The organism is Mesorhizobium montanum (assembly GCF_033977145.1).
Taxonomy (GTDB): domain Bacteria; phylum Pseudomonadota; class Alphaproteobacteria; order Rhizobiales; family Rhizobiaceae; genus Mesorhizobium; species Mesorhizobium montanum.
Genome location: NZ_JAVIJF010000005.1, coordinates 254,779 through 272,368, shown reverse-complemented (window position 1 = coordinate 272,368; position 17,590 = coordinate 254,779). Strand labels below are relative to the sequence as shown.

Sequence of the window (17,590 nt, the reverse complement as noted above, 5' to 3'; positions counted from 1 at the left end):
CTCGATTGGATTGTGGAAACGGCCCCGGCGGATGTGTCGCAAACACCGGCCGAACCGCCGGTATTCATCAAGCGCTATCGCTCCTTGATTTGGGCCGAATTGTGACAGGTTGCGCGGCGGCAGGAAAGGGCAAACTGTTTAAACAGAATTGCCGTTCTAAGGACTGCCGGCCGCCGAAAAACGCAGCCGGTTCAGCTCGATATGCCGGCTAGGAGCTGGCCATAGGCGCTCTTTGCGACATCCGACAGCCGCTCCGGCGGCAGCGAGCCGACAACGGCGCAGGCATAACCCTTGTCGAGCCAGTAAACCGCCTCCGGACTGCCTGCCTCGGCCGTATAGGTGCCCTTGGACGTCGCGGACGATTCGGCGGTGACGAAGAGCGAAATGCGTTCGCCCTTGGCATCCTCGTAGAGCAGCATCGCCGCCTTGCCCTGACCACCGGCCGGCAGCAGCCGGCCGCCCATCAGTTCGAAGCCCTCGGCCGCCAGATCGGGCGCAACCAGCTTCAGCCCGATCTGGTTCGACAGCCAGGCCTGGAGATGATCCTTGTCGCTCGCCGGGACCTCGACGGCATGGCGCTTCTCGGCGGCGTAGATGACATGGGCGGCGATCGCCTGCTCGGCGAGTTGGTCGTCGCCGTCGCCGCCACGGTCGACGCTGTCGATACCGGCGACATAGCCGCCGAACCCACCGACCGCCAGCACCACGGCAGCGGCAGCCGACAGCCACCAGCGCGAGCGCCAGGCAGGCGCCTTCGCGGGCGCTTGGCCAAACACTGCCTGCCGCAGCCTCGCCGGCACCGGCTCGTCCATCACGCCCGCCAGGGCGGCGCGCATGGCGGCGCGATCGGCAATGTAGCGCGCGGATCTTGCTTTCATCTCGGGATTGGCCTCGAGCCAGGCGTCATAAGCCATGCGCTCGTCGCCCGGCAGCTCGCCGTCGAGGGCCATATGGATATCGCGTTCGGAAAAATCGCGCCGGGTCATTTCTCGACGACCCTTATCGAGCGGCGGCGCGACGAGTCGTCGAGCAGACCGCGCAGTTCCTCGCGGCCGCGCGCGATGCGCGACATCAGCGTGCCGGCCGGCACGCCGAGGATGTTGGCGGCCTCGGCATAGGAAAAGCCCTCGATGGCGACCATGACCAGTGCCGCGCGGCGATCGGGGCTGATCGCCTGCAAGGCATCCATGATCTCGCGCGAGGCGATGGTCTCGACCTGATCGGCGGGCGCGGCCTGGGCTTCACCGGCTTCGAGAGGCAGCATCGCCGCCTCGCCGCGCCGGTTGACCTTCCGCATCTGGTCGATAAACAAGTGATGCATGATCGTAAACAGCCACCTCCGGGGGCTCTCGCCAGTCTGCCAGTTGTCGAGCCGCACGAGAGCCCGCTCCAGGCAATCCTGGACGAGATCGTCGGCGGAATCCCGTTCGCGCAGCAGCGAGCGCGCATAGCGCCGCAACCGCGGTATTTCGCTCAGGATCGCTGCCTTTTTGTCGTCCATGACCGCTTGTTTCGAGGTCGCTTTCCGTCCTGATAGAACGCGCCTTTCCGGCGCGGTGCAAGCAGTCAGAGCGAAGCGGCCCAACCGCTGCGGTTACCCAAGCACGTGAATAACGACGGCGGAAGCCGGTTTATTCCCGGCTATCCGGTTGTCGACGTTAAGATTTATGCCAAATCCGTTTGCAGGAAATCGCCGCCTTTGTAGAGCAGCGGAACGTCGAGCGCCTTGGCGCAGGCGTAAGCGAAGCAATCTCCGAAATTAAGGTCAGCCGAATGGCCGACCGCCTTGCCGTAGCGAATGCTGGCATCCAAGGCTCGGGTGCCGATGTCTTCGTCGACAGACACATTGCGAGCATCAATTTCGGCGATGAAGGTGTCCACCAGATCGCGTGCCGCCGACAGCATTTCGGGGCTCGGCTTTTTTTTGGTCCCTGCGCTCAGTCGGCCAAATGCCATTGTCGCCTCGACCCTGACCAGGGCTGAAAGATGAATCGGACCCGTGGTATCGAGAATCCGTTTCAGCAATTCCTCCCAGCCGGGTTCCTTCGCGAGGATTGCAACGATCACCGACGCATCGACGAACATCAATCCTCCCACATCTCGTCCGTGAACGCTTTCATGTCGAAGTCAGGATCGAACGGTCCCAATGCAGAGGCTGCCTGCGCCTGCAGTACAGCAATTCTTTCTCGCAGCGGCTTTCGAGCGCGATTGCGCTCCAACTCATGCAAAAGCGCGGTTCGTACGGCTTCCGTCTTGCTCGAAGCATTGGTCTCGCGCTGCAATTTTGTCGCCAGAGCGTCGACCTCGTCATCGCGAATGTAAAGCGGCATGAATATCTCCAATCGAATATTCATATATTCCATTTTGGATATTCAAACAAGGTTGAGCCATCAGGTCGCCCTCGCCGCCCGCGTCAAGAGCCGCTGATAGAACAGGCCGATGCCTATCAGCACAGCACCCAGACCGATGAAGGAGAGAGCGCGCAGTACGCCTTCCAGTTCCGACATGTCGAAGAGGAAGACCTTCACCACCGCGACCGCAATCAGCACCGCGGACGCGATGCGCAGCACCTGCGATTTCAGCCAGACGCCGGCGGTGAGCAGCGCCACGCCGATGACCAGCCAGAGCGCCGAATAGGTGTAGGTCTCGAGTTGGCCGAGCCCGCTCCACAAGGCGATGAACTCGCCCTTGAACAGGCGGCGCACCGATAGCGTCGCATAGGCGAAGGCAAGCAGCGAGGCGATCAATGCCAGCATCGCCGCGTACCACCTCGGACGCTTGTCGCGGACATAGAGCGCCAGCGCGCCGGCGGCTATGGCCGGCAGCAGATAGGCGAGGAACAAAAGGTTGAAGAGTGGGATCGTACCGGTCGACTCGTCGGTCAGCAGCGGGTTGAGCACCACGAAATGCTGAACGGCGATCAAGCCGGCTGAGACCACGCCGGCAGCCATCGACCCATAGCGCAGAACCGAGCTTGGCGAGCGCATGTCGATGGCGACCAGTATGGCGCCGGCGCCGAGCGCGACCAGCGTGTAGATCGCCTGTTCGGCAAGCGTCATGGTGCCGGTGTCGATGACGCCGCCATGCATGGCGTGGCGCACCAACATGGCAATGGTGAGCAGCGCGAACAGCGCCGAGGCAGCCTCCATGGCAAGGCGCGGCCGGCCGTTGGTGGTGCGGGCGAGTTGCCAGGCTGCGAAGCCGAAGGCGAGCGCCGGCACGCCGTAGCCCGGCAGCAGCCAGTTGAAGACCGGCGTCCTGGACAGAAACGCCGCGCCGACGATGGTCGGATCGAAGGCGATACGGCCAAGCACGGCAACCGCCGCGCCCACCGCGATCCAGCCCAGCACGGGGTATGACCGCCAGCGCGTGGCCAGCGCCGGGACGACCGCTGCTGCACCCAAAAGCACAGTCGTCCAGCCCGAACCGAACGCCATGTGCAGCATCAGCAGGCCGGCGACGCCGGCGCCACCGAGCGCGAATGACAAGGCCGAGCCGCCGGCCAGCGGCGGCTCCTCGGCGCGCGCGATCCATTCGCCGCCGGCGGCAAAGGCCAGCATCAGCAACAGCGCCGGCAGCGCATAGCCGAGGTCACGGTCGATATCGCCGAAGGTCAGCCACAGCGCCAGGAGCACGACCAGCGGGGCAATGACACCCCAGGCCGCCCAGCAAGCCGCGCGCACCGAAGCGGTGGCGGCAAGGCGGCGTGCCGCCCAGAAGCCCGCGGCGAGGAAGATCAGGCCAAGCGCGATGCCGATGCGGAAAGTCAAGGTGTCGGACGACGCGAAGGGCTGAGCGTCCAGCCCGACATCCAGCGCGTCCGCCCCGATCGTGGCGGGCGGGATGATGCCGAGATAGATCAGCACCGTCGCGACGCCGGCGGCAAAGACGAGCGGAAGCGCACGCGGCCGGTAGAGCGGCACAGCGACCAGCGCGGCCAAGAGGACCGCGCCGTGCAAGGCATCGCCGGCGCTGGCAAAAGCCGGATCCACGGACAGGCCCATCGCGCTCAGGGCGATGAAGAAGCCGGGCACGATCGACGGCCAGTCGAAGCCGCGCACAGCTGCGTCACGGCCAGCGAGCCAGACGAAGGCAAGCACGGCAAGCGTGGCCAGACTGATGAACAGGACGGCGGCGAGGTTCACGTCCGGCGCGTCGACCATGTAAAGAACGGTCCAGATACCGCTGCCGGCGAAAGCGGCAGCCACGAGCGCCTTCCAGTCACGGATGCGCGCGGTTGCCGCGGTCGCCGCAAGCACGATCGCCAGATAGACGAACAGCGCCCAGGGATTGGGCGCCTGCGAGGAAACCAGCGCCGGCGTGACCATGGCGCCGACGAGGCCGATGCCGGCCAGCGCCAAGCCATGCACAAGGGAAGCGGCAATGGCCGCGATGCCGATGGCGCCTAGCAAGGTGAAGGCGAGCGCCGGGTCGATGAAGCTGTAGATGCCATGCGCGGCATAGACGGTGCCGAACAGGATGAAGGCGCCGGCTCCGGTCAGGACCGCGGGAATATAGGCGCCGGCGGCGCCCTGTACCGGCACCTTGAAGCCGGTGCGGCGGATGAATTCGGCACCGGCAATCAGCGCGAGGCCGAGGATGCCCGCCATGGTGAGACGCACGCCGGGGCCGAAAATGCCGGCCTCGATGGTGTAGCGGATCAGGAACAGGCCACCGAGCGCCAGCGCGATGCCGCCGACCCAGACTGCCCAGCGCGTGCCCAGCGCCGTTTCGACGTCGGTCTGGCGCGCCGCCTTTGCGGGCGCGGGCGACCCCGCCGCGGGCGTCTCGGCGACGGAGGCAGGTTGCGGCGGTGCGGACGGCTCGGCGGATTGCGCCGGGCTCGTCTTGCCCTTCGTCCAGGGGCCAGCCACGGCGTCGCCTTCGACGGCCTCGGGCTTCGCGACGATCTCTTCGGCCGCGGCCGTGTCGTCGGCCAATGGCGCGACAGAGACCGCGGCCGGTCCGGCCTTCTCGGGAACACCTTCTTGTGCGGCGTCGGCAGCGCTGGGCGCCCCCGGCTGCACCAGGCCGCGCAGGACGGCGAGCTCGCGCTCGACCAGCGCGATGCGGTTCTGCTGACGTGAAACGATGACGAAAAGAGCTATGACGGCGGCAATGGCGATCAGGCTGAAAAACATGGCGGTTTCCCTCAAAACCAGACCAGTCGTGGCCAACAAATGCGGCAATGAGACGGCTGCTCCAAATCAGCGCGTCTTGCCGACTAACAAGATCGAGCATGTTTCGTCGCCGATTGCCAGCAACTTGCCGGTTTATCCCATATCAGGCCGCCTCGACTGCCCGCGTTTGCCGGCGAGATCGCGTGACTTCGGTCACGAAATACTCGTGCTATTCTCGTGCGATCGAAGGAAATGCCGTGAGGTGACCGATGCCGCAGCGAAGCGCTGGCCTGCTGATCCACAGGCGCACCGCCGGTGTGTTCGAATTTCTGCTCGTCCACCCGGGCGGACCGTTCTGGGCGCGAAAGGATGAAGCAGCGTGGTCTATCCCGAAGGGACTGATCGGCGACAACGAGGATGAGCTCAAAGCCGCCAAACGCGAGGCCGAAGAGGAGCTCGGTGTCGCCATCGACGGCGATTTCCAGCGGCTCGGCAGCTACAAGCAGCCAGGCGGCAAGATCGTGGTGGCGTGGAGCGTCGAGGCCGATATCGATGCAAATGCCATCAAGAGCAACATGTTCACCATGGAGTGGCCGCCGAAATCGGGAAGCATGAAGGGGTTCCCCGAAGTGGATCGAGCCGGCTGGTTTTCACTGCCCGAAGCCGGCCTCAAGATCCTCAAGGGCCAGCGCGCCATGTTGGACGATTTCCTGGAGCGTCGCGGTACCGATTAGACACGCCTGCCGTCCGATCCTGCTTCGCCCGCAATCGCTTTCGTTGCCGCATGATGCCGGCGCAATGCGGCGAGGAAGCCGGCGCGGGCGTCGGGCGGCCCGAGGCCGCGCGGCTCGTAGACATGGCGGGTGAAGAAGAAGCCGCTCAGCCGGAAGGCATCCTCGAGAGCTGCCTGATCGGCGTGCAGGCCGGAGCCGCGCTGCAGGAAAGCCGGCAGCGCCAGCATCTTGTCGTGCCAGGGCGCGCCGGCCTCGCGCGAGACAGCGCGTCCGGATTTCGGCGAGACATAGGCGAGATCCCGCCGTGAGCCGGTCGCCGCGCATTGGCTGAGATCGAGGCCGAAGCCCAGTTCGTCGAGGATAAGCAGCTCGAAGCGCGCCACCAGCTCGCCCGCGGCATCGGCATCGCCCAGATGGGAGATCATCACGACAAGCGCCTCATAGAGGCCGCCATGGGCGTCACGCTCGGGCAGAAGCCTGAGATGCGCCGCCATGGTCTGCAGGCCGTAGACCGCGACCGCGCTGTCCATCAGCCGCGCGGCGTTCATCTCAATCGCCTCGGCCTGGAAGATGCCGAGATGCTCGTCGAGCCGCGCCCGCCACAAAAGGTCGACGCGATTGCCGGCCTGCAGCACCGGCTGCTGCCTACGCGAGCGCCCTCCCCGCACCAGGCCGAGATGACGGCCATGGGCACGCGTCATCACCTCGAGGATGGCGCTGGTTTCGCCATGCTTGCGAGTGCCGAGAACGATTCCCTCGTCGCGCCATTCCATGAGCTGAGCTTTTCACCCGTTGGGCGGTGAAATCAAGTTGGACCCTGAATGTGGCTTTCGAGACACGCCACTGCCAATTCCCGCTGGTGTAGAATGCATACGATCAAAGAAACGATCATGCCCGGGCCATCGCGCGACGAACCCCATCGATACAACATCACGCCGAACGGCACCACCACAGTGGCCGAAACGATCAAGGTGTCCGAGAGCGATTTCAAGCGAATCCTGGAAACTGCTTGATAATAGCCCACGGCCCAACGCGAAATTGCAGCCGCCATCGCGGCTATGCCCGATACAATTTGATGCTATCACGATTGGGGCAAACGAGCCATGTCCCACATCATTTCGCCAACGGCCTGCCGTAGCCTCACGCAAACCTTGCGTGATCGGCAAGCACCTCGTCGATCACTTGGCGCTGCCTTGTCACCTCGGCCTGGTTGGCGTCGTGGCCGGCGACGGTGATCAGCGCCTTCCACAGCGTCCAGCCGCGGCCGCGCGCCCAGGTCGCGTCGTCGACGGCAATGCGGGTGCGAAAAGCCTCGCGGCTTTCGCCTTCGAGGAAGGTCCAGCTGATCGCCAGATCGCAGGAGGGATCGCCGACGCCCGACGTGCCGAAATCGATGACGGCGCTCAGGCGGCGGTCCTCGACCAGAAGATTGCCCGAGGCGACATCGCCGTGGAACCAGACCGGCGAACCGTGCCAGGTGGCGGCAAGTGCTGCGTCCCAGACGGCGGTGGCGGCTTGCGCGTCGATCCGGCCGTCGAGCGCGGCGATGGCTTGCCTCGCCTCGCCGTCATAGACGCTCAGCGGTCCACCGCGATGAAAATTGTGCAGGCCGGGACCTGGCCCGCCCGCTGGATCGATGCCTCGCAACGCGACAAGGAAATCGGCGAGCGCGACCGCAAACACGCCGAGATCGGCAACGCGCACGCTCTTCGCCGTATCGCCCTCGATCCAGCGGTAGACCGACCAATGCCATCGATAGCCCTCGGCCGGCTCGCCCATGGCCAGCGGCGTCGGAATGGGCAGCGGCAGCAACGGCGCGAGTTTCGGCAGCCAGCGATGCTCCTTCTCGACCTGCAGCGAATAGCGCGCAGCACTCGGCAGGCGCACCGTCATATCGTCGCCAAGGTGAAAGGTCCGGTTGTCCCAGCCGCCAAAGACGACCGGACTGACCGGCAGATCCCGCCATTGCGGAAACTGCGCGTCGACCAGCCGCCGTACGAGACCGGTGTCGATGGTTGCTTGCGGTTGGTGCATGTCGTTATCCCAAAACCGCTTCGCACTTTTGGGCGAATGCGTCAGTGCGGAAACTCCAGACCCATCTCGCGGTAGCGCTCGGGGTCGTCGCCCCAGTTCTCGCGCACCTTCACGAACAGGAAGAGGTGCACCTTCTGCTCTAATATGCCGGCGATCTCCATCCGCGCGGCCTGGCCGATGGCGCGGATCGTCTCGCCTTTGTGGCCGAGGACGATCTTCTTCTGGCTGTCGCGCTCGACATAGATGACCTGCTCGATACGTACCGAGCCGTCCTTCTTCTCTTCCCATTTCTCGGTTTCGATATGCGAGGAATAGGGAAGCTCCTGATGAAGCCTCAGATAAAGCTTTTCGCGGGTGATCTCGGCGGCGAGCTGGCGCATCGGCAGGTCGGAGATCTGGTCTTCCGGATAGTACCAGGGGCCGGCAGGCAACGCCTCGGCGAGATAGTCGAGCAGGTCCTTGCAGCCGGAACCGGTGAGAGCGGAGACCATGAAAGTGCGCTTGAACGGCACTTTCTCGTTCGCTGCCGCAGACAAGGCCAGAAGCGTCTCCGGCTTGACCCGGTCGACCTTGTTGAGAACGAGGAGCATCGGCTGCCGGACGTCCTTCAGCCGGTCGAGGATGGCATCGGCATCGCCCCTGATCCCGCGCTCGGCATCGATCAGCAGCACCACGACATCGGCATCCTTGGCGCCGCCCCAGGCGGTCGTCACCATCGCGGTGTCCAGCCGCCGCTTCGGCTTGAAGATGCCCGGCGTGTCGACGAAGACGATCTGCGCGTTGTCATGCGTGGCAATGCCGCGCACGATGGCGCGGGTGGTCTGCACCTTGTGAGTGACGATCGACACCTTGGCGCCGACTAGCTGGTTGACCAGTGTCGACTTGCCGGCATTGGGCGCGCCGATCAGCGCGACGAAACCGGAGCGCGTCGCGTGGGTCTCAGGGGTATCCGTTTCTGTCATGCCGCGCTCCATACGCCTTCGCGCAGCAAAAGAGTAGCCGCCGCGGCCTGCTCGGCCTCGCGCTTGGAGCGGCCGCTGCCGATCGCCGGGGCAAAAGACCCGACCTTGACACTGACGGTGAACAGCGGGTCGTGATCCGGTCCCTCGCGGCCGTCGATGCGGTAGGCCGGCACGGCGCCGGCGGCTGCCTGGTGCGCCCATTCCTGCAATTCGGTCTTGGCGTCGCGCCGCGCCGCGCCGATCGCTTGCGAGCGCGGCTGCCAGTAGCGGTGGATGAACGCGCGGGCAGTCTCAAGGCCACCATCCAGGTAAAGCACGGCAATCAACGATTCCAGCGCATCGGCGCGCAAATTGGTGCGCTTGCGCCCTTCCAGGTTGCGCACATCGGAGCCGGCGCGCACGAGTTCCGGCAGGCCGATCTCCTCGGCGATATCGGAGAGCGCCTCGGCATTGACCAGCGCGTTGAGACGCAGCGAAAGCTCGCCCTCGGCGGCATCGGGAAAGGTGGCGAGCAGCATGTCGGCTACGATAAGGCCGAGAACGCGGTCGCCCAGGAATTCGAAGCGTTCATAGTCGACGCCGGCATGGATCGAACGCGCGCTGGCATGGGTCAGCGCCCGCTGCAGGCGCTGGCGGTCGACAAAGACGTGGCCGGTACGCTCGACAAGCGCTTCGGCAAGGGCATCGGCGGTCAAACGCTTGCTGGCCGCCATGACCTTAGTGGACGAAATGGAACAGGCGCCCGGCGCGCATCAGCGACGGCCACTTCCATATCTCGAGCGGGCTCGCCTTGCCGGCGATCGAGAAGAAGATGAGATTGGCGCGGCCGACGAGGTTCTCGGCCGGCACAAAGCCGACGGCGAAACGGCTGTCGGAAGAATTGTCGCGATTGTCGCCCATCATGAAATAATGCCCGGCCGGCACGACGAATTCGCGCGTGTTGTCGCCGATCGAATCGGAATTGATGTCGAGCGTGTCGTAACTGACGCCGTTCGGCAGCGTTTCACGATAGACGTCGATCGGCCGGGTTTCCTCGGTGACATCGGGATTGTCGATCTGACCGGTCTTTTCGCGCGGCACGGCGACGTCATTGATGAAAAGCTGGCCGTTCTTCATCTGGATCTTATCGCCGGGCAGGCCGACGACGCGCTTGATGTAGTCGACCGACGGATCCGGCGGGAACTTGAACACCACCACGTCGCCGCGCTTGGGTTCCGAGCCCCAGATGCGGCCCGAGAAGAGATCGGGACCGAACGGCAGCGAATAGCGCGAATAGCCATAGGCCCATTTGGTGACGAAGAGATAGTCGCCTTCGAGCAGCGTCGGCCGCATCGAGCCGGAAGGGATGGAGAAAGGCTGGAAGAGCAGCGTGCGGATGACGAGCGCAAGCAGCAGAGCCTGGATGATGACGGAAAAAGTTTCACCAAGCCCGCCGGATTTCTTCTGCGATTTTTCAGCCACGCTCATGTCGTCCTCGATTGTGCGATGTTGGTATAGAGTCTCGGCGCGTGCCGAGCAACGTCATGCCGCCCGTGGTCAGATGGAATCAATGTGGCGCTTGTTCGGCGGGCACCGCCTCGATGATCACAAAGGCTTGAGCAAGCGGGAAATCATCGGTGATGGTGAGATGGATCAGCGCGCGGTGGCCTTTGGGCAGGATTTTCTCCAGCCTGGCCGCGGCGCCGGCGGTCAGCGCCATGGTCGGCGCGCCGCTGGGCAGGTTGACCACGCCCATGTCGCGCCAGAACACCCCCTCGGCCATCCCGGTGCCCAGCGCCTTGGCGCAGGCCTCCTTGGCGGCGAAGCGCTTGGCATACGAGGCCGCGCGGGCAGCACGCTTTTCCGACTTGGCCTGCTCGACCTCGGTATAGATGCGCTGGACGAAGCGCTGGCCGTGCCGCTCCAGCGATTTCTCGATACGTCTGATGTCGATCAGGTCGCTGCCGATGCCGATGATCATTCCGCCGGCACTTCCCGTCCGCCATGCCTTGCCTTTTCGGCGCGCTCGGCCATGCGCTTCTTGCGCCGCTCGCGAAACGCGGTCATGCCCCAGCGCGTGACGCCGTAGAACAAGAGCCCGAAGATCAGGCCGAGCGGCACCGCGCCGATCAGCATCGGCTCCAGAACGGGGTGCCAGAGCTTCGCGAAGGAGAGCTTGTGCATCATTTCGCCGAGATGCTCGGGCGGCCCATGCTTCGGCAGGTGCTCATGCAGAATGAGCTTGCCGGTTTCCCAGGACGCGCCCCACAGCAGCGGGAAGGTCAGCGGATTGCCGAAGAACACGGCGCCGAGTGCCGCCGCGACCAGATTGCCGGCGATGATCCAGCACAGCACGGCGGCGACAATGAAGTGAAAGCCAAGCGGGAAAAATGAGGCAAAAACACCTGCGGCGACGCCGGCGGCGACGGAATGCGGTGTCGCCTTCAGCCGCAGGATGCGTTTGGAAAAATACTGCACGGAACGCGAGAACGAGCGGCGCGGCCAAAGATAAGTACGCACCCGCTCAAGGAGGCCATCAGGCTCTCGGCGTCGAAAAAGCACTCTGTTCCAGTTCCCGGTCCAACACGCGCTGCCCCTGCCCACCGGGTCGCGCCAACACATCTTGCGCTTCGATGGCGCAGAAAGGCAACAAGACTTTGATATAGCGACGGCAAGGCCGCGTAACAACAAAAACGCCGCCGCGATGGTCTGCCGCAGGGCTGTAACAACAGCCTCATTCTGGCGAAACTGAGGAAAAGAACCGAAATACGGAGCCGATGATCACCATTCGACCGGCGCGGGGCGACGACGCCGAGGCGCTGCCGCAGATCGAGCAGTCGGCCGGGGAAGCGTTCCGCGCCATCCCGGAACTGGCGTGGCTCGCCGATGGAGACAATGTGAGCGTCGAGCGGCACCGCGCGCTGATCGCCGCGGGCGCATGCTGGATCGCCGCCGACGACCAGGACCGCCCGGTCGGGCTCCTGAGCGCCGGCATCGAGGGGGATGCGCTGCATATCTGGGAACTCGACGTCCACCTCGATCGTCAGGGTCGCGGTATCGGCCGCGCCCTGCTGCAACAGGCGATCGACGGCGCCAGACGGCGCGGGCTTGCGGCGATCACGCTGACCACCTTTCGCGACGTCGCCTGGAACGCGCCATTCTACCAGCGATGTGGATTTCGTATCCTGAAACCCAGCGAACTCGACGAGAGGCTGGCGAGGCTGTTGCACGACGAAGCAGCACATGGACTACCGACGGACCAGCGCTGCGCCATGCGGATCGATCTCGGGTGAGCCACGTGGGCAGCTACTCCAGATACTCGCTGACCTCGACCAGATTGCCGTCCGGATCGCGGAAATAGACCGACATCATCGGGCCGCGCGCGCCGGCCCGTTCGACCGGTCCGACTTCGATCGCCACGCCATTGGCTCCGAGGCTGGCCTGGATTTCGGCAAGCGGCACCGCGGCCACAAGGCAGAAATCGCCGGACCCCGGCGTCGGCGTCTTTGCCTTTGGCTCGAAAGTGCGGCCGACTTCGTGCAGGTTGATCTTCTGCGTACCGAACAGAAGCGCGGTCGGCCGGTTCGGTTCATCCAGGCGCCGCATGCCGAGCACGCGCCGGTAGAACTCACAGCTCGCTTCGACCGAGCGGACCGTCAGCACGAAATGGTCGATGCCGGCAATCATTTCTGCTTTTGCCTTGTGCATGTCGTTGCCCCCAAAACCGCTGCGCACTTTTGGGCGACATGCACCCTCAGATGTTGCGGCTTCCCGGCTTAACGGCCGGAATGGCGGCAAGTTCCGGCGGCAGGCGGTCGGCCGGATAGGCCGGCACTTCATACTCGGCAAGCGCGATCAGCGGCACGCCGACATCGGTCTTGCCGGCCGAGCGGTCGATGATGCAGGCGGCCGCCACGACTTCGGCGCCGAGCTCGCGCAGGCAGTCGATGGCCTCGCGGATCGACAGGCCCGTGGTGACGATGTCCTCGACGATGACGACGCGCGAGCCCTCGGCGATCTCGAAGCGGCGGAGCCTGAATTCGCCTCCTTCCCGCTCGACCCAGATCGCCGGCGCACCGAGATGGCGCGAAGTTTCATAGGCCGGGATCAGGCCGCCGATGGCCGGGCCGACGACATAGTCGATCCTGCCGGGCACCGCTTTGCGGATCTTTTCGGCCAGCGCCCTGCACAGGCGCTCGGTCTTGTCGGCATGCATGAAGACGCGCGCTTTCTGCAGGAAGACTGGGCTGCGCAGGCCGGACGTCAGGATGAAATGACCTTCGAGAACGGCGCCGGCCTCGCGGAAAATGCCCAGCACTTCGTCAGTGTTCATCGTTCGCTCCATGTCCGTGGGTAGTGAGTAGTGAGTAGTGAGATCACCTTCCTTCACTATTCACTATTCACTATTCACTATTCACTATTCACTACCTATTACTCACCCATTCACGCGCCGCGCATCGCTGACGCTCGAATTGTCCTTGAGCTGCGACAGCAGCCGGTTGAGATGCTTCAGGTCCCAGACCTCGAGATCGATCAGCATCTCGGTGAAATCGGGCGCCGTACGCACCATCGAGAGTGTGTGGATGTTGGCGTCGTTGGACGCGACGACCTGGGCGATGTCGGCCAGGGATCCCGGCGCATTGATGGCGGTGACCGAGATGCGCGCCGGGAAACGTTCCTTGGTGCGTTCGTCGATGTCCCACCGCACGTCGATCCAGCGCTCGGGCTGGTCGTCGAAGGCCTGCAGCGCCGGCGACTGGATCGGATAGATGGTGATGCCGGTTCCGGGCTGGATGATGCCGACGATGCGGTCGCCGGGCACGGCACCTTCCGGCGCGAAGCGCACCGGCAGGTCGCCTCGCACACCGCGGATCGGCACCGCGCCGTCGCGCGCCTGGTCCTTGTCCTTGCGCGCGGCTCGACTGCCGGGCATCTGGAACAGCATGCCGGCGGCGTTGCGGATCTTCGACCAGCCCTCCTCGCGCTGCTTGGGTGCCGCGACGGTGACGCGCTCGTCCTTATAGTCGGGAAAGACCGCCTTCATGACATCGGTGGAGCTCAGCTCGCCGCGACCGACCGAGGCCAGCACATCCTCGATGTCCTTGCGCGCCAGCCGGTGCAGCACCGGCTTCAGGCTATCCTTGGTGAATGTCTTGCCGGCGCGCTCGAAGGCGCGTTCCAGGATGCGGGCGCCGAGGCCCGAATATTGCTTGCGGATCGCATTCTTGGTGGCGCGGCGGATGGCGGCGCGCGCCTTGCCGGTGACCACGACCGATTCCCAGGCCGCCGGCGGCACCTGCGCCTTGGAGCGGATGATCTCGACCTCGTCGCCGTTCTTCAATTCGGTCATCAGCGGCATGATGCGGCCATTGACCTTGGCGCCGACGCAGGTGTCGCCGACATCGGTGTGGACGGCATAGGCGAAGTCGATCGGCGTGGCGCCGCGCGGCAGCGCGATCAGCATGCCCTTGGGCGTGAAGCAGAACACCTGGTCCTGGAACAGCTCGAGCTTGGTGTTCTCGAGAAAATCCTCAGGGTTGTCGCCTTCGGCCAACTGCTCGATGGTGCGCCGCAGCCAGGCATAAGCATTGGTCTCCTTGGAGATCGCGTGCGCGGCGCCATTCACCTTACCGCCCGTATCCTTGTAGATCGAATGCGCGGCGACGCCGTATTCGGCGATCTTGTTCATCTCCCTGGTGCGGATCTGCAATTCGACGCGCTGGCGCGACGGGCCGACGATGGTGGTGTGGATCGAGCGGTAGTCGTTCTGCTTCGGCGTCGAGATATAATCCTTGAAGCGGCCGGGCACCATCGACCAGGTGGTGTGGATGGCGCCAAGCGCGCGGTAGCAGTCGTCGACGGTATCGACCACGACACGGAAGCCGAAAATGTCGGAAAGCTGCTCGAAGGAGAGCGCCTTGGCCTCCATCTTGCGGAACACCGACCACGGCTTCTTCTGTCGGCTCTTCACGCTCGCCTTGATGGCGTGTTTTTCGAACAGGCCCGACAGCGCCGTCTCGATCTCCTGCAGGACGCCCTTGTTGCGCTCGAAAATCTCGGCAAGCCTTGCGGTTACGGCGCGATAGGCCTCCGGATTGATGTAGCGGAAGGCGATCTCCTCCAGCTCCTCGCGCATGCCTTGCATGCCCATGCGCCCGGCCAAAGGCGCATAGATTTCCATCGTCTCCTCGGCGATGCGCAGGCGCTTGGACTCGGGCATATGGTCGAGCGTGCGCATATTGTGCAGGCGGTCGGCGAGCTTGACCAGAAGAACGCGAATATCCTCGGAGATCGCGAGCAGAAGCTTGCGCAGGTTCTCGGCCTGCTCCGCCTTCTTCGAGACCAGATCGAGCTTCTTCAGCTTGGTCAGGCCCTCGACCAGCTTGCCCATCTCGGGGCCGAACAATTCGTCGATCTCGGCCCTGGTCGCGGTCGTGTCCTCGATCGTGTCATGCAGAAGGGCAACGGCGATGGTAGCCTCGTCCATATGCATGTCGGTGAGGATGGCGGCGACCTCGAGGGGATGCGAGAAATAGGGGTCGCCCGAGGCGCGCTTCTGGTGGCCATGCTTCTGCATGGCATAGACGTAGGCCTTGTTGAGCAGCGCCTCGTTGACGTCAGGCTTGTAGCGCTGGACGCGCTCGACAAGCTCATACTGACGCATCATGGGCGGGATCTCGCGGTGCTGAAATGATTGATGCGCCGCACCAGCGTGCGACGCATCTCTAGATAGCCACGAAACTTAAGATACGGAAGTCCTGGATGGTTGATCCAACCCGGACAAAAGCTCTTAGTAGTCGTCGCTCTTTTCCGGCGGTACCAGGCCCTCGATGCCGGCGAGCAGATCTTCCTCGCTCATGCGGTCGAAAGTGACGTTCTCCTCGGCGTCGTCGGTGTCGGCTGCAACGGCGGTCGCGCCGGTCTGATCGGCGATCGCCTCGCCCTCGGCCTCCGGCTCGTCGACCTCGACATGCTTCTGCAGCGAGTGGATCAGGTCTTCCTTGAGGTCGTCGGGAGACAGCATCTCGTCGGCGATCTCGCGCAGCGCGATGACCGGGTTCTTGTCATTGTCGCGCGGAACGGTGATCTGCGCGCCCTGGCTGATCTGGCGGGCGCGGTGGCCGGCGAGCAGCACGAGTTCAAAACGGTTGTCGACCTTGTCGATGCAATCTTCAACGGTTACGCGGGCCATGGACTGCCCCTTTCATGCGATGGATTTGATGGAAAGCTGGCGCGCTCCATAACGCGGGCGCGGCCGAAATACAAGCTTTATGGCGACGACGTCAGCTTTGCCAAGCCTTTGCCCGGCTCATCATCGGACCGCGCCATGACGAAGCTCACATAGTCGCGATCACAATTGCTTGCAATGCAGGGCGCGCCCTTGGATATCCATAAATCTCGCGTTATCTCGGATGTGACGGCGCCAAGGCCCATTTTCGGACCTATTCGTCAAACACTTTTAGACGGCAGAAATTTTCGAAAGGAATGTTTTTCAATGTTCGATCCTCGTGAAAAGATCGCTCTTTTCATCGACGGCGCCAATCTCTACGCCACGTCCCGCGCGCTGGGCTTCGACATCGACTACCGCAAGCTCCTGTCGAGCTTCCAGAAGCGCGGCTATCTGCTCAGAGCCTATTACTACACCGCGCTGGTCGAGGATCAGGAATATTCCTCGATCCGGCCGCTGATCGACTGGCTCGACTATAACGGCTTCAAGGTGGTGACCAAACCCGCCAAGGAATTCACCGACTCGACCGGCCGCCGCAAGATCAAGGGCAACATGGACATCGAGCTGACCGTCGATGCGCTGGAACTGGCCGATATCGTCGACCATTATGTGATCTTCTCCGGCGACGGCGACTTCCGCACGCTGGTCGAGGCGCTGCAGCGACGCGGGCGCAAGGTGTCGATCATCTCGACCATGGCTTCGCAGCCGCCGATGATCTCGGACGACCTGCGCCGCCAGGCCGATCATTTCATCGACCTGATGACGCTGAAGAGCGAGGTCGGCCGCGATCCGTCGGAGCGGCCGGCGCGCCGGCCGGAACCCGCCGAAGTCGACGAGGACGATTATTGAGAGCGGCGGCCTTGAGCGCCGCATCCTCGCCCGAACCCAGCCGTGACTGCCCGCTCTGCCCTCGGCTGCATGATTTCATCGCCGCCTGGCGCGAGCGCGAGCCCGGCTGGTTCAACGCGCCGGTGCCGACCTTCCTGCCGCCGGAGGGTGAAGACTCAGTCCGCCTGCTGATCGTCGGGCTGGCGCCCGGGCTGCGCGGCGCCAACCGGACGGGACGCCCCTTCACCGGCGATTATGCCGGCGAGCTTCTCTACGACACGATGATCGCGCAGGGCCTGGCGCGGGGCGAGTTCAAGGCGCGACCGGACGACGGGCTTGAGCTTGTCGGCACGGCCATCACCAACGCGGTGCGCTGCGTGCCGCCGGATAACAAGCCGGTGGGCGCCGAGATCGCCACCTGCCGGGCGTTCCTCAAGCCGACCATCGCGCGCTTCCCCAATCTGCGCGCCATCCTGACGCTGGGTTCGATCGCGCACCAGTCGACGGTGCGGGCGTTGGGCGAGCGCGTCGCATCCATTCCGTTCCGCCATGGCGGACGGCGGGAAACCGGCGGTGTCACGCTGTTTTCCAGCTATCACTGCTCACGCTACAACACCAATACGGGCGTACTGACGCAGGAGATGTTCGTGAGCGTGTTCGAGGAGATCGCGGCGTTCCTGAAGAACTAGATTCAGGTTCCTTGAT

The 17,590-nt window shown here is 64.2% G+C and carries 21 protein-coding genes; 5 read left to right on the top strand and 16 right to left on the bottom strand.

The features are described 5' to 3' along the window. Nucleotides 1-191: 191 nt before the first annotated feature. The 5 genes from RFM68_RS09180 to RFM68_RS09160 form a co-directional block, all read right to left on the bottom strand. Entirely contained in the window at nt 192-986 is a 795-nt protein-coding gene (locus RFM68_RS09180) for an anti-sigma factor family protein (protein WP_320232411.1), read from the bottom strand. Then, a complete protein-coding gene (locus RFM68_RS09175) occupies nt 983-1,501 on the bottom strand; it encodes a sigma-70 family RNA polymerase sigma factor (RefSeq protein WP_320232410.1) in 519 nt (172 codons plus the stop codon). Before RFM68_RS09175 ends, RFM68_RS09180 begins: the two co-directional genes overlap by 4 nt. A gap of 164 nt (nt 1,502-1,665) precedes the next feature. Beyond that, entirely contained in the window at nt 1,666-2,085 is a 420-nt protein-coding gene (locus RFM68_RS09170) for a type II toxin-antitoxin system VapC family toxin (RefSeq protein WP_320232409.1), read from the bottom strand. Beyond that, nucleotides 2,085-2,330, bottom strand: a complete 246-nt coding sequence (locus tag RFM68_RS09165) for a type II toxin-antitoxin system VapB family antitoxin (RefSeq protein WP_320232461.1) — start codon at nt 2,328-2,330, stop codon at nt 2,085-2,087. Before RFM68_RS09165 ends, RFM68_RS09170 begins: the two co-directional genes overlap by 1 nt. A 60-nt stretch (nt 2,331-2,390) precedes the next feature. Then, nucleotides 2,391-5,141, bottom strand: coding sequence for a DUF2339 domain-containing protein (locus RFM68_RS09160; protein ID WP_320232408.1), 2,751 nt, complete (start codon nt 5,139-5,141; stop codon nt 2,391-2,393). A 248-nt stretch (nt 5,142-5,389) separates the two neighbouring features. On the opposite strand from RFM68_RS09160, the gene RFM68_RS09155 reads away from it, so the two are divergent. Further along, nucleotides 5,390-5,854: an NUDIX hydrolase gene (locus tag RFM68_RS09155; RefSeq protein ID WP_320232407.1), complete on the top strand. Its 465-nt coding sequence runs from the start codon at nt 5,390-5,392 to the stop codon at nt 5,852-5,854. On the opposite strand, the gene recO is transcribed toward RFM68_RS09155, so the two are convergent. Then, nucleotides 5,851-6,627 (bottom strand): DNA repair protein RecO, encoded by a 777-nt coding sequence (gene recO, locus RFM68_RS09150; protein WP_320232406.1) that lies wholly within the window; start codon nt 6,625-6,627, stop codon nt 5,851-5,853. The genes RFM68_RS09155 and recO overlap by 4 nt on opposite strands. Nucleotides 6,628-6,744: 117 nt before the next feature. On the opposite strand from recO, the gene RFM68_RS09145 reads away from it, so the two are divergent. Continuing rightward, nucleotides 6,745-6,867, top strand: coding sequence for a hypothetical protein (locus RFM68_RS09145; protein ID WP_320232405.1), 123 nt, complete (start codon nt 6,745-6,747; stop codon nt 6,865-6,867). A 127-nt stretch (nt 6,868-6,994) separates the two neighbouring features. On the opposite strand, the gene RFM68_RS09140 is transcribed toward RFM68_RS09145, so the two are convergent. The 6 genes from RFM68_RS09140 to RFM68_RS09115 all read right to left on the bottom strand — a co-directional run bounded on the left by RFM68_RS09140 (nt 6,995) and on the right by RFM68_RS09115 (nt 11,391). Continuing rightward, a complete protein-coding gene (locus RFM68_RS09140; protein ID WP_320232404.1) occupies nt 6,995-7,888 on the bottom strand; it encodes an aminoglycoside phosphotransferase family protein in 894 nt (297 codons plus the stop codon). Between the two features lie 41 nt (nt 7,889-7,929). Then, nucleotides 7,930-8,862, bottom strand: a complete 933-nt coding sequence (gene era / locus RFM68_RS09135; protein WP_320232403.1) for a GTPase Era — start codon at nt 8,860-8,862, stop codon at nt 7,930-7,932. Continuing rightward, nucleotides 8,847-9,581, bottom strand: coding sequence for a ribonuclease III (gene rnc / locus RFM68_RS09130; RefSeq protein WP_430694836.1), 735 nt, complete (start codon nt 9,579-9,581; stop codon nt 8,847-8,849). The genes era and rnc overlap by 16 nt, the downstream gene beginning before the upstream one ends. Next, a complete protein-coding gene (lepB, locus tag RFM68_RS09125; RefSeq protein ID WP_320232401.1) occupies nt 9,568-10,317 on the bottom strand; it encodes a signal peptidase I in 750 nt (249 codons plus the stop codon). The genes rnc and lepB overlap by 14 nt, the downstream gene beginning before the upstream one ends. Nucleotides 10,318-10,396: 79 nt before the next feature. Further along, the gene (gene acpS / locus RFM68_RS09120) at nt 10,397-10,810 is read right to left on the bottom strand and encodes a holo-ACP synthase (RefSeq protein WP_320232400.1); all 414 of its coding nucleotides are present in this window, start codon (nt 10,808-10,810) and stop codon (nt 10,397-10,399) included. After that, nucleotides 10,807-11,391 (bottom strand): DUF2062 domain-containing protein, encoded by a 585-nt coding sequence (locus RFM68_RS09115; protein WP_320232399.1) that lies wholly within the window; start codon nt 11,389-11,391, stop codon nt 10,807-10,809. Before RFM68_RS09115 ends, acpS begins: the two co-directional genes overlap by 4 nt. Nucleotides 11,392-11,606: 215 nt before the next feature. On the opposite strand from RFM68_RS09115, the gene RFM68_RS09110 reads away from it, so the two are divergent. Beyond that, nucleotides 11,607-12,122, top strand: a complete 516-nt coding sequence (locus RFM68_RS09110) for a GNAT family N-acetyltransferase (RefSeq protein WP_320232398.1) — start codon at nt 11,607-11,609, stop codon at nt 12,120-12,122. Between the two features lie 13 nt (nt 12,123-12,135). On the opposite strand, the gene RFM68_RS09105 is transcribed toward RFM68_RS09110, so the two are convergent. From RFM68_RS09105 to rpoZ, 4 genes are all read right to left on the bottom strand, one after another. Continuing rightward, nucleotides 12,136-12,516 (bottom strand): VOC family protein, encoded by a 381-nt coding sequence (locus RFM68_RS09105; protein WP_430694835.1) that lies wholly within the window; start codon nt 12,514-12,516, stop codon nt 12,136-12,138. 67 nt (nt 12,517-12,583) lie between these two features. Beyond that, nucleotides 12,584-13,162, bottom strand: a complete 579-nt coding sequence (pyrE, locus tag RFM68_RS09100; RefSeq protein WP_320232396.1) for an orotate phosphoribosyltransferase — start codon at nt 13,160-13,162, stop codon at nt 12,584-12,586. A gap of 102 nt (nt 13,163-13,264) precedes the next feature. Beyond that, nucleotides 13,265-15,496 carry a RelA/SpoT family protein gene (locus RFM68_RS09095; protein WP_320232395.1) on the bottom strand — a complete coding sequence of 744 codons (2,232 nt, stop codon included), beginning with the start codon at nt 15,494-15,496 and terminating at the stop codon, nt 13,265-13,267. 123 nt (nt 15,497-15,619) lie between these two features. After that, nucleotides 15,620-16,021 (bottom strand): DNA-directed RNA polymerase subunit omega, encoded by a 402-nt coding sequence (gene rpoZ / locus RFM68_RS09090; protein ID WP_320232394.1) that lies wholly within the window; start codon nt 16,019-16,021, stop codon nt 15,620-15,622. A 303-nt stretch (nt 16,022-16,324) separates the two neighbouring features. Between rpoZ and RFM68_RS09085 the strand changes: the two genes are divergently transcribed. After that, complete coding sequence (locus RFM68_RS09085) at nt 16,325-16,906, top strand: LabA-like NYN domain-containing protein (RefSeq protein ID WP_320232393.1); 582 nt, start codon at nt 16,325-16,327, stop codon at nt 16,904-16,906. Then, nucleotides 16,903-17,574 (top strand): uracil-DNA glycosylase, encoded by a 672-nt coding sequence (locus tag RFM68_RS09080; protein ID WP_430694832.1) that lies wholly within the window; start codon nt 16,903-16,905, stop codon nt 17,572-17,574. Before RFM68_RS09085 ends, RFM68_RS09080 begins: the two co-directional genes overlap by 4 nt. Nucleotides 17,575-17,590 lie beyond the last annotated feature (16 nt).

Bases quoted from the DNA above. Each gene is read 5' to 3' on its own strand.
- RFM68_RS09170 (WP_320232409.1), bottom strand. From the start codon at position 2,085: ATGTTCGTCGATGCGTCGGTGATCGTTGCAATCCTCGCGAAGGAACCC.
- RFM68_RS09155 (WP_320232407.1), top strand. From the start codon at position 5,390: ATGCCGCAGCGAAGCGCTGGCCTGCTGATCCACAGGCGCACCGCCGGT.
- RFM68_RS09085 (WP_320232393.1), top strand. From the start codon at position 16,325: ATGTTCGATCCTCGTGAAAAGATCGCTCTTTTCATCGACGGCGCCAAT.
- RFM68_RS09105 (WP_430694835.1), bottom strand. From the start codon at position 12,516: ATGATTGCCGGCATCGACCATTTCGTGCTGACGGTCCGCTCGGTCGAA.
- RFM68_RS09095 (WP_320232395.1), bottom strand. From the start codon at position 15,496: ATGATGCGTCAGTATGAGCTTGTCGAGCGCGTCCAGCGCTACAAGCCT.
- RFM68_RS09180 (WP_320232411.1), bottom strand. From the start codon at position 986: ATGACCCGGCGCGATTTTTCCGAACGCGATATCCATATGGCCCTCGAC.
- era (WP_320232403.1), bottom strand. From the start codon at position 8,862: ATGGAGCGCGGCATGACAGAAACGGATACCCCTGAGACCCACGCGACG.
- recO (WP_320232406.1), bottom strand. From the start codon at position 6,627: ATGGAATGGCGCGACGAGGGAATCGTTCTCGGCACTCGCAAGCATGGC.
- RFM68_RS09160 (WP_320232408.1), bottom strand. From the start codon at position 5,141: ATGTTTTTCAGCCTGATCGCCATTGCCGCCGTCATAGCTCTTTTCGTC.
- rpoZ (WP_320232394.1), bottom strand. From the start codon at position 16,021: ATGGCCCGCGTAACCGTTGAAGATTGCATCGACAAGGTCGACAACCGT.
- RFM68_RS09175 (WP_320232410.1), bottom strand. From the start codon at position 1,501: ATGGACGACAAAAAGGCAGCGATCCTGAGCGAAATACCGCGGTTGCGG.
- RFM68_RS09140 (WP_320232404.1), bottom strand. From the start codon at position 7,888: ATGCACCAACCGCAAGCAACCATCGACACCGGTCTCGTACGGCGGCTG.
- RFM68_RS09110 (WP_320232398.1), top strand. From the start codon at position 11,607: ATGATCACCATTCGACCGGCGCGGGGCGACGACGCCGAGGCGCTGCCG.
- pyrE (WP_320232396.1), bottom strand. From the start codon at position 13,162: ATGAACACTGACGAAGTGCTGGGCATTTTCCGCGAGGCCGGCGCCGTT.
- lepB (WP_320232401.1), bottom strand. From the start codon at position 10,317: ATGAGCGTGGCTGAAAAATCGCAGAAGAAATCCGGCGGGCTTGGTGAA.
- RFM68_RS09165 (WP_320232461.1), bottom strand. From the start codon at position 2,330: ATGCCGCTTTACATTCGCGATGACGAGGTCGACGCTCTGGCGACAAAA.
- RFM68_RS09145 (WP_320232405.1), top strand. From the start codon at position 6,745: ATGCCCGGGCCATCGCGCGACGAACCCCATCGATACAACATCACGCCG.
- acpS (WP_320232400.1), bottom strand. From the start codon at position 10,810: ATGATCATCGGCATCGGCAGCGACCTGATCGACATCAGACGTATCGAG.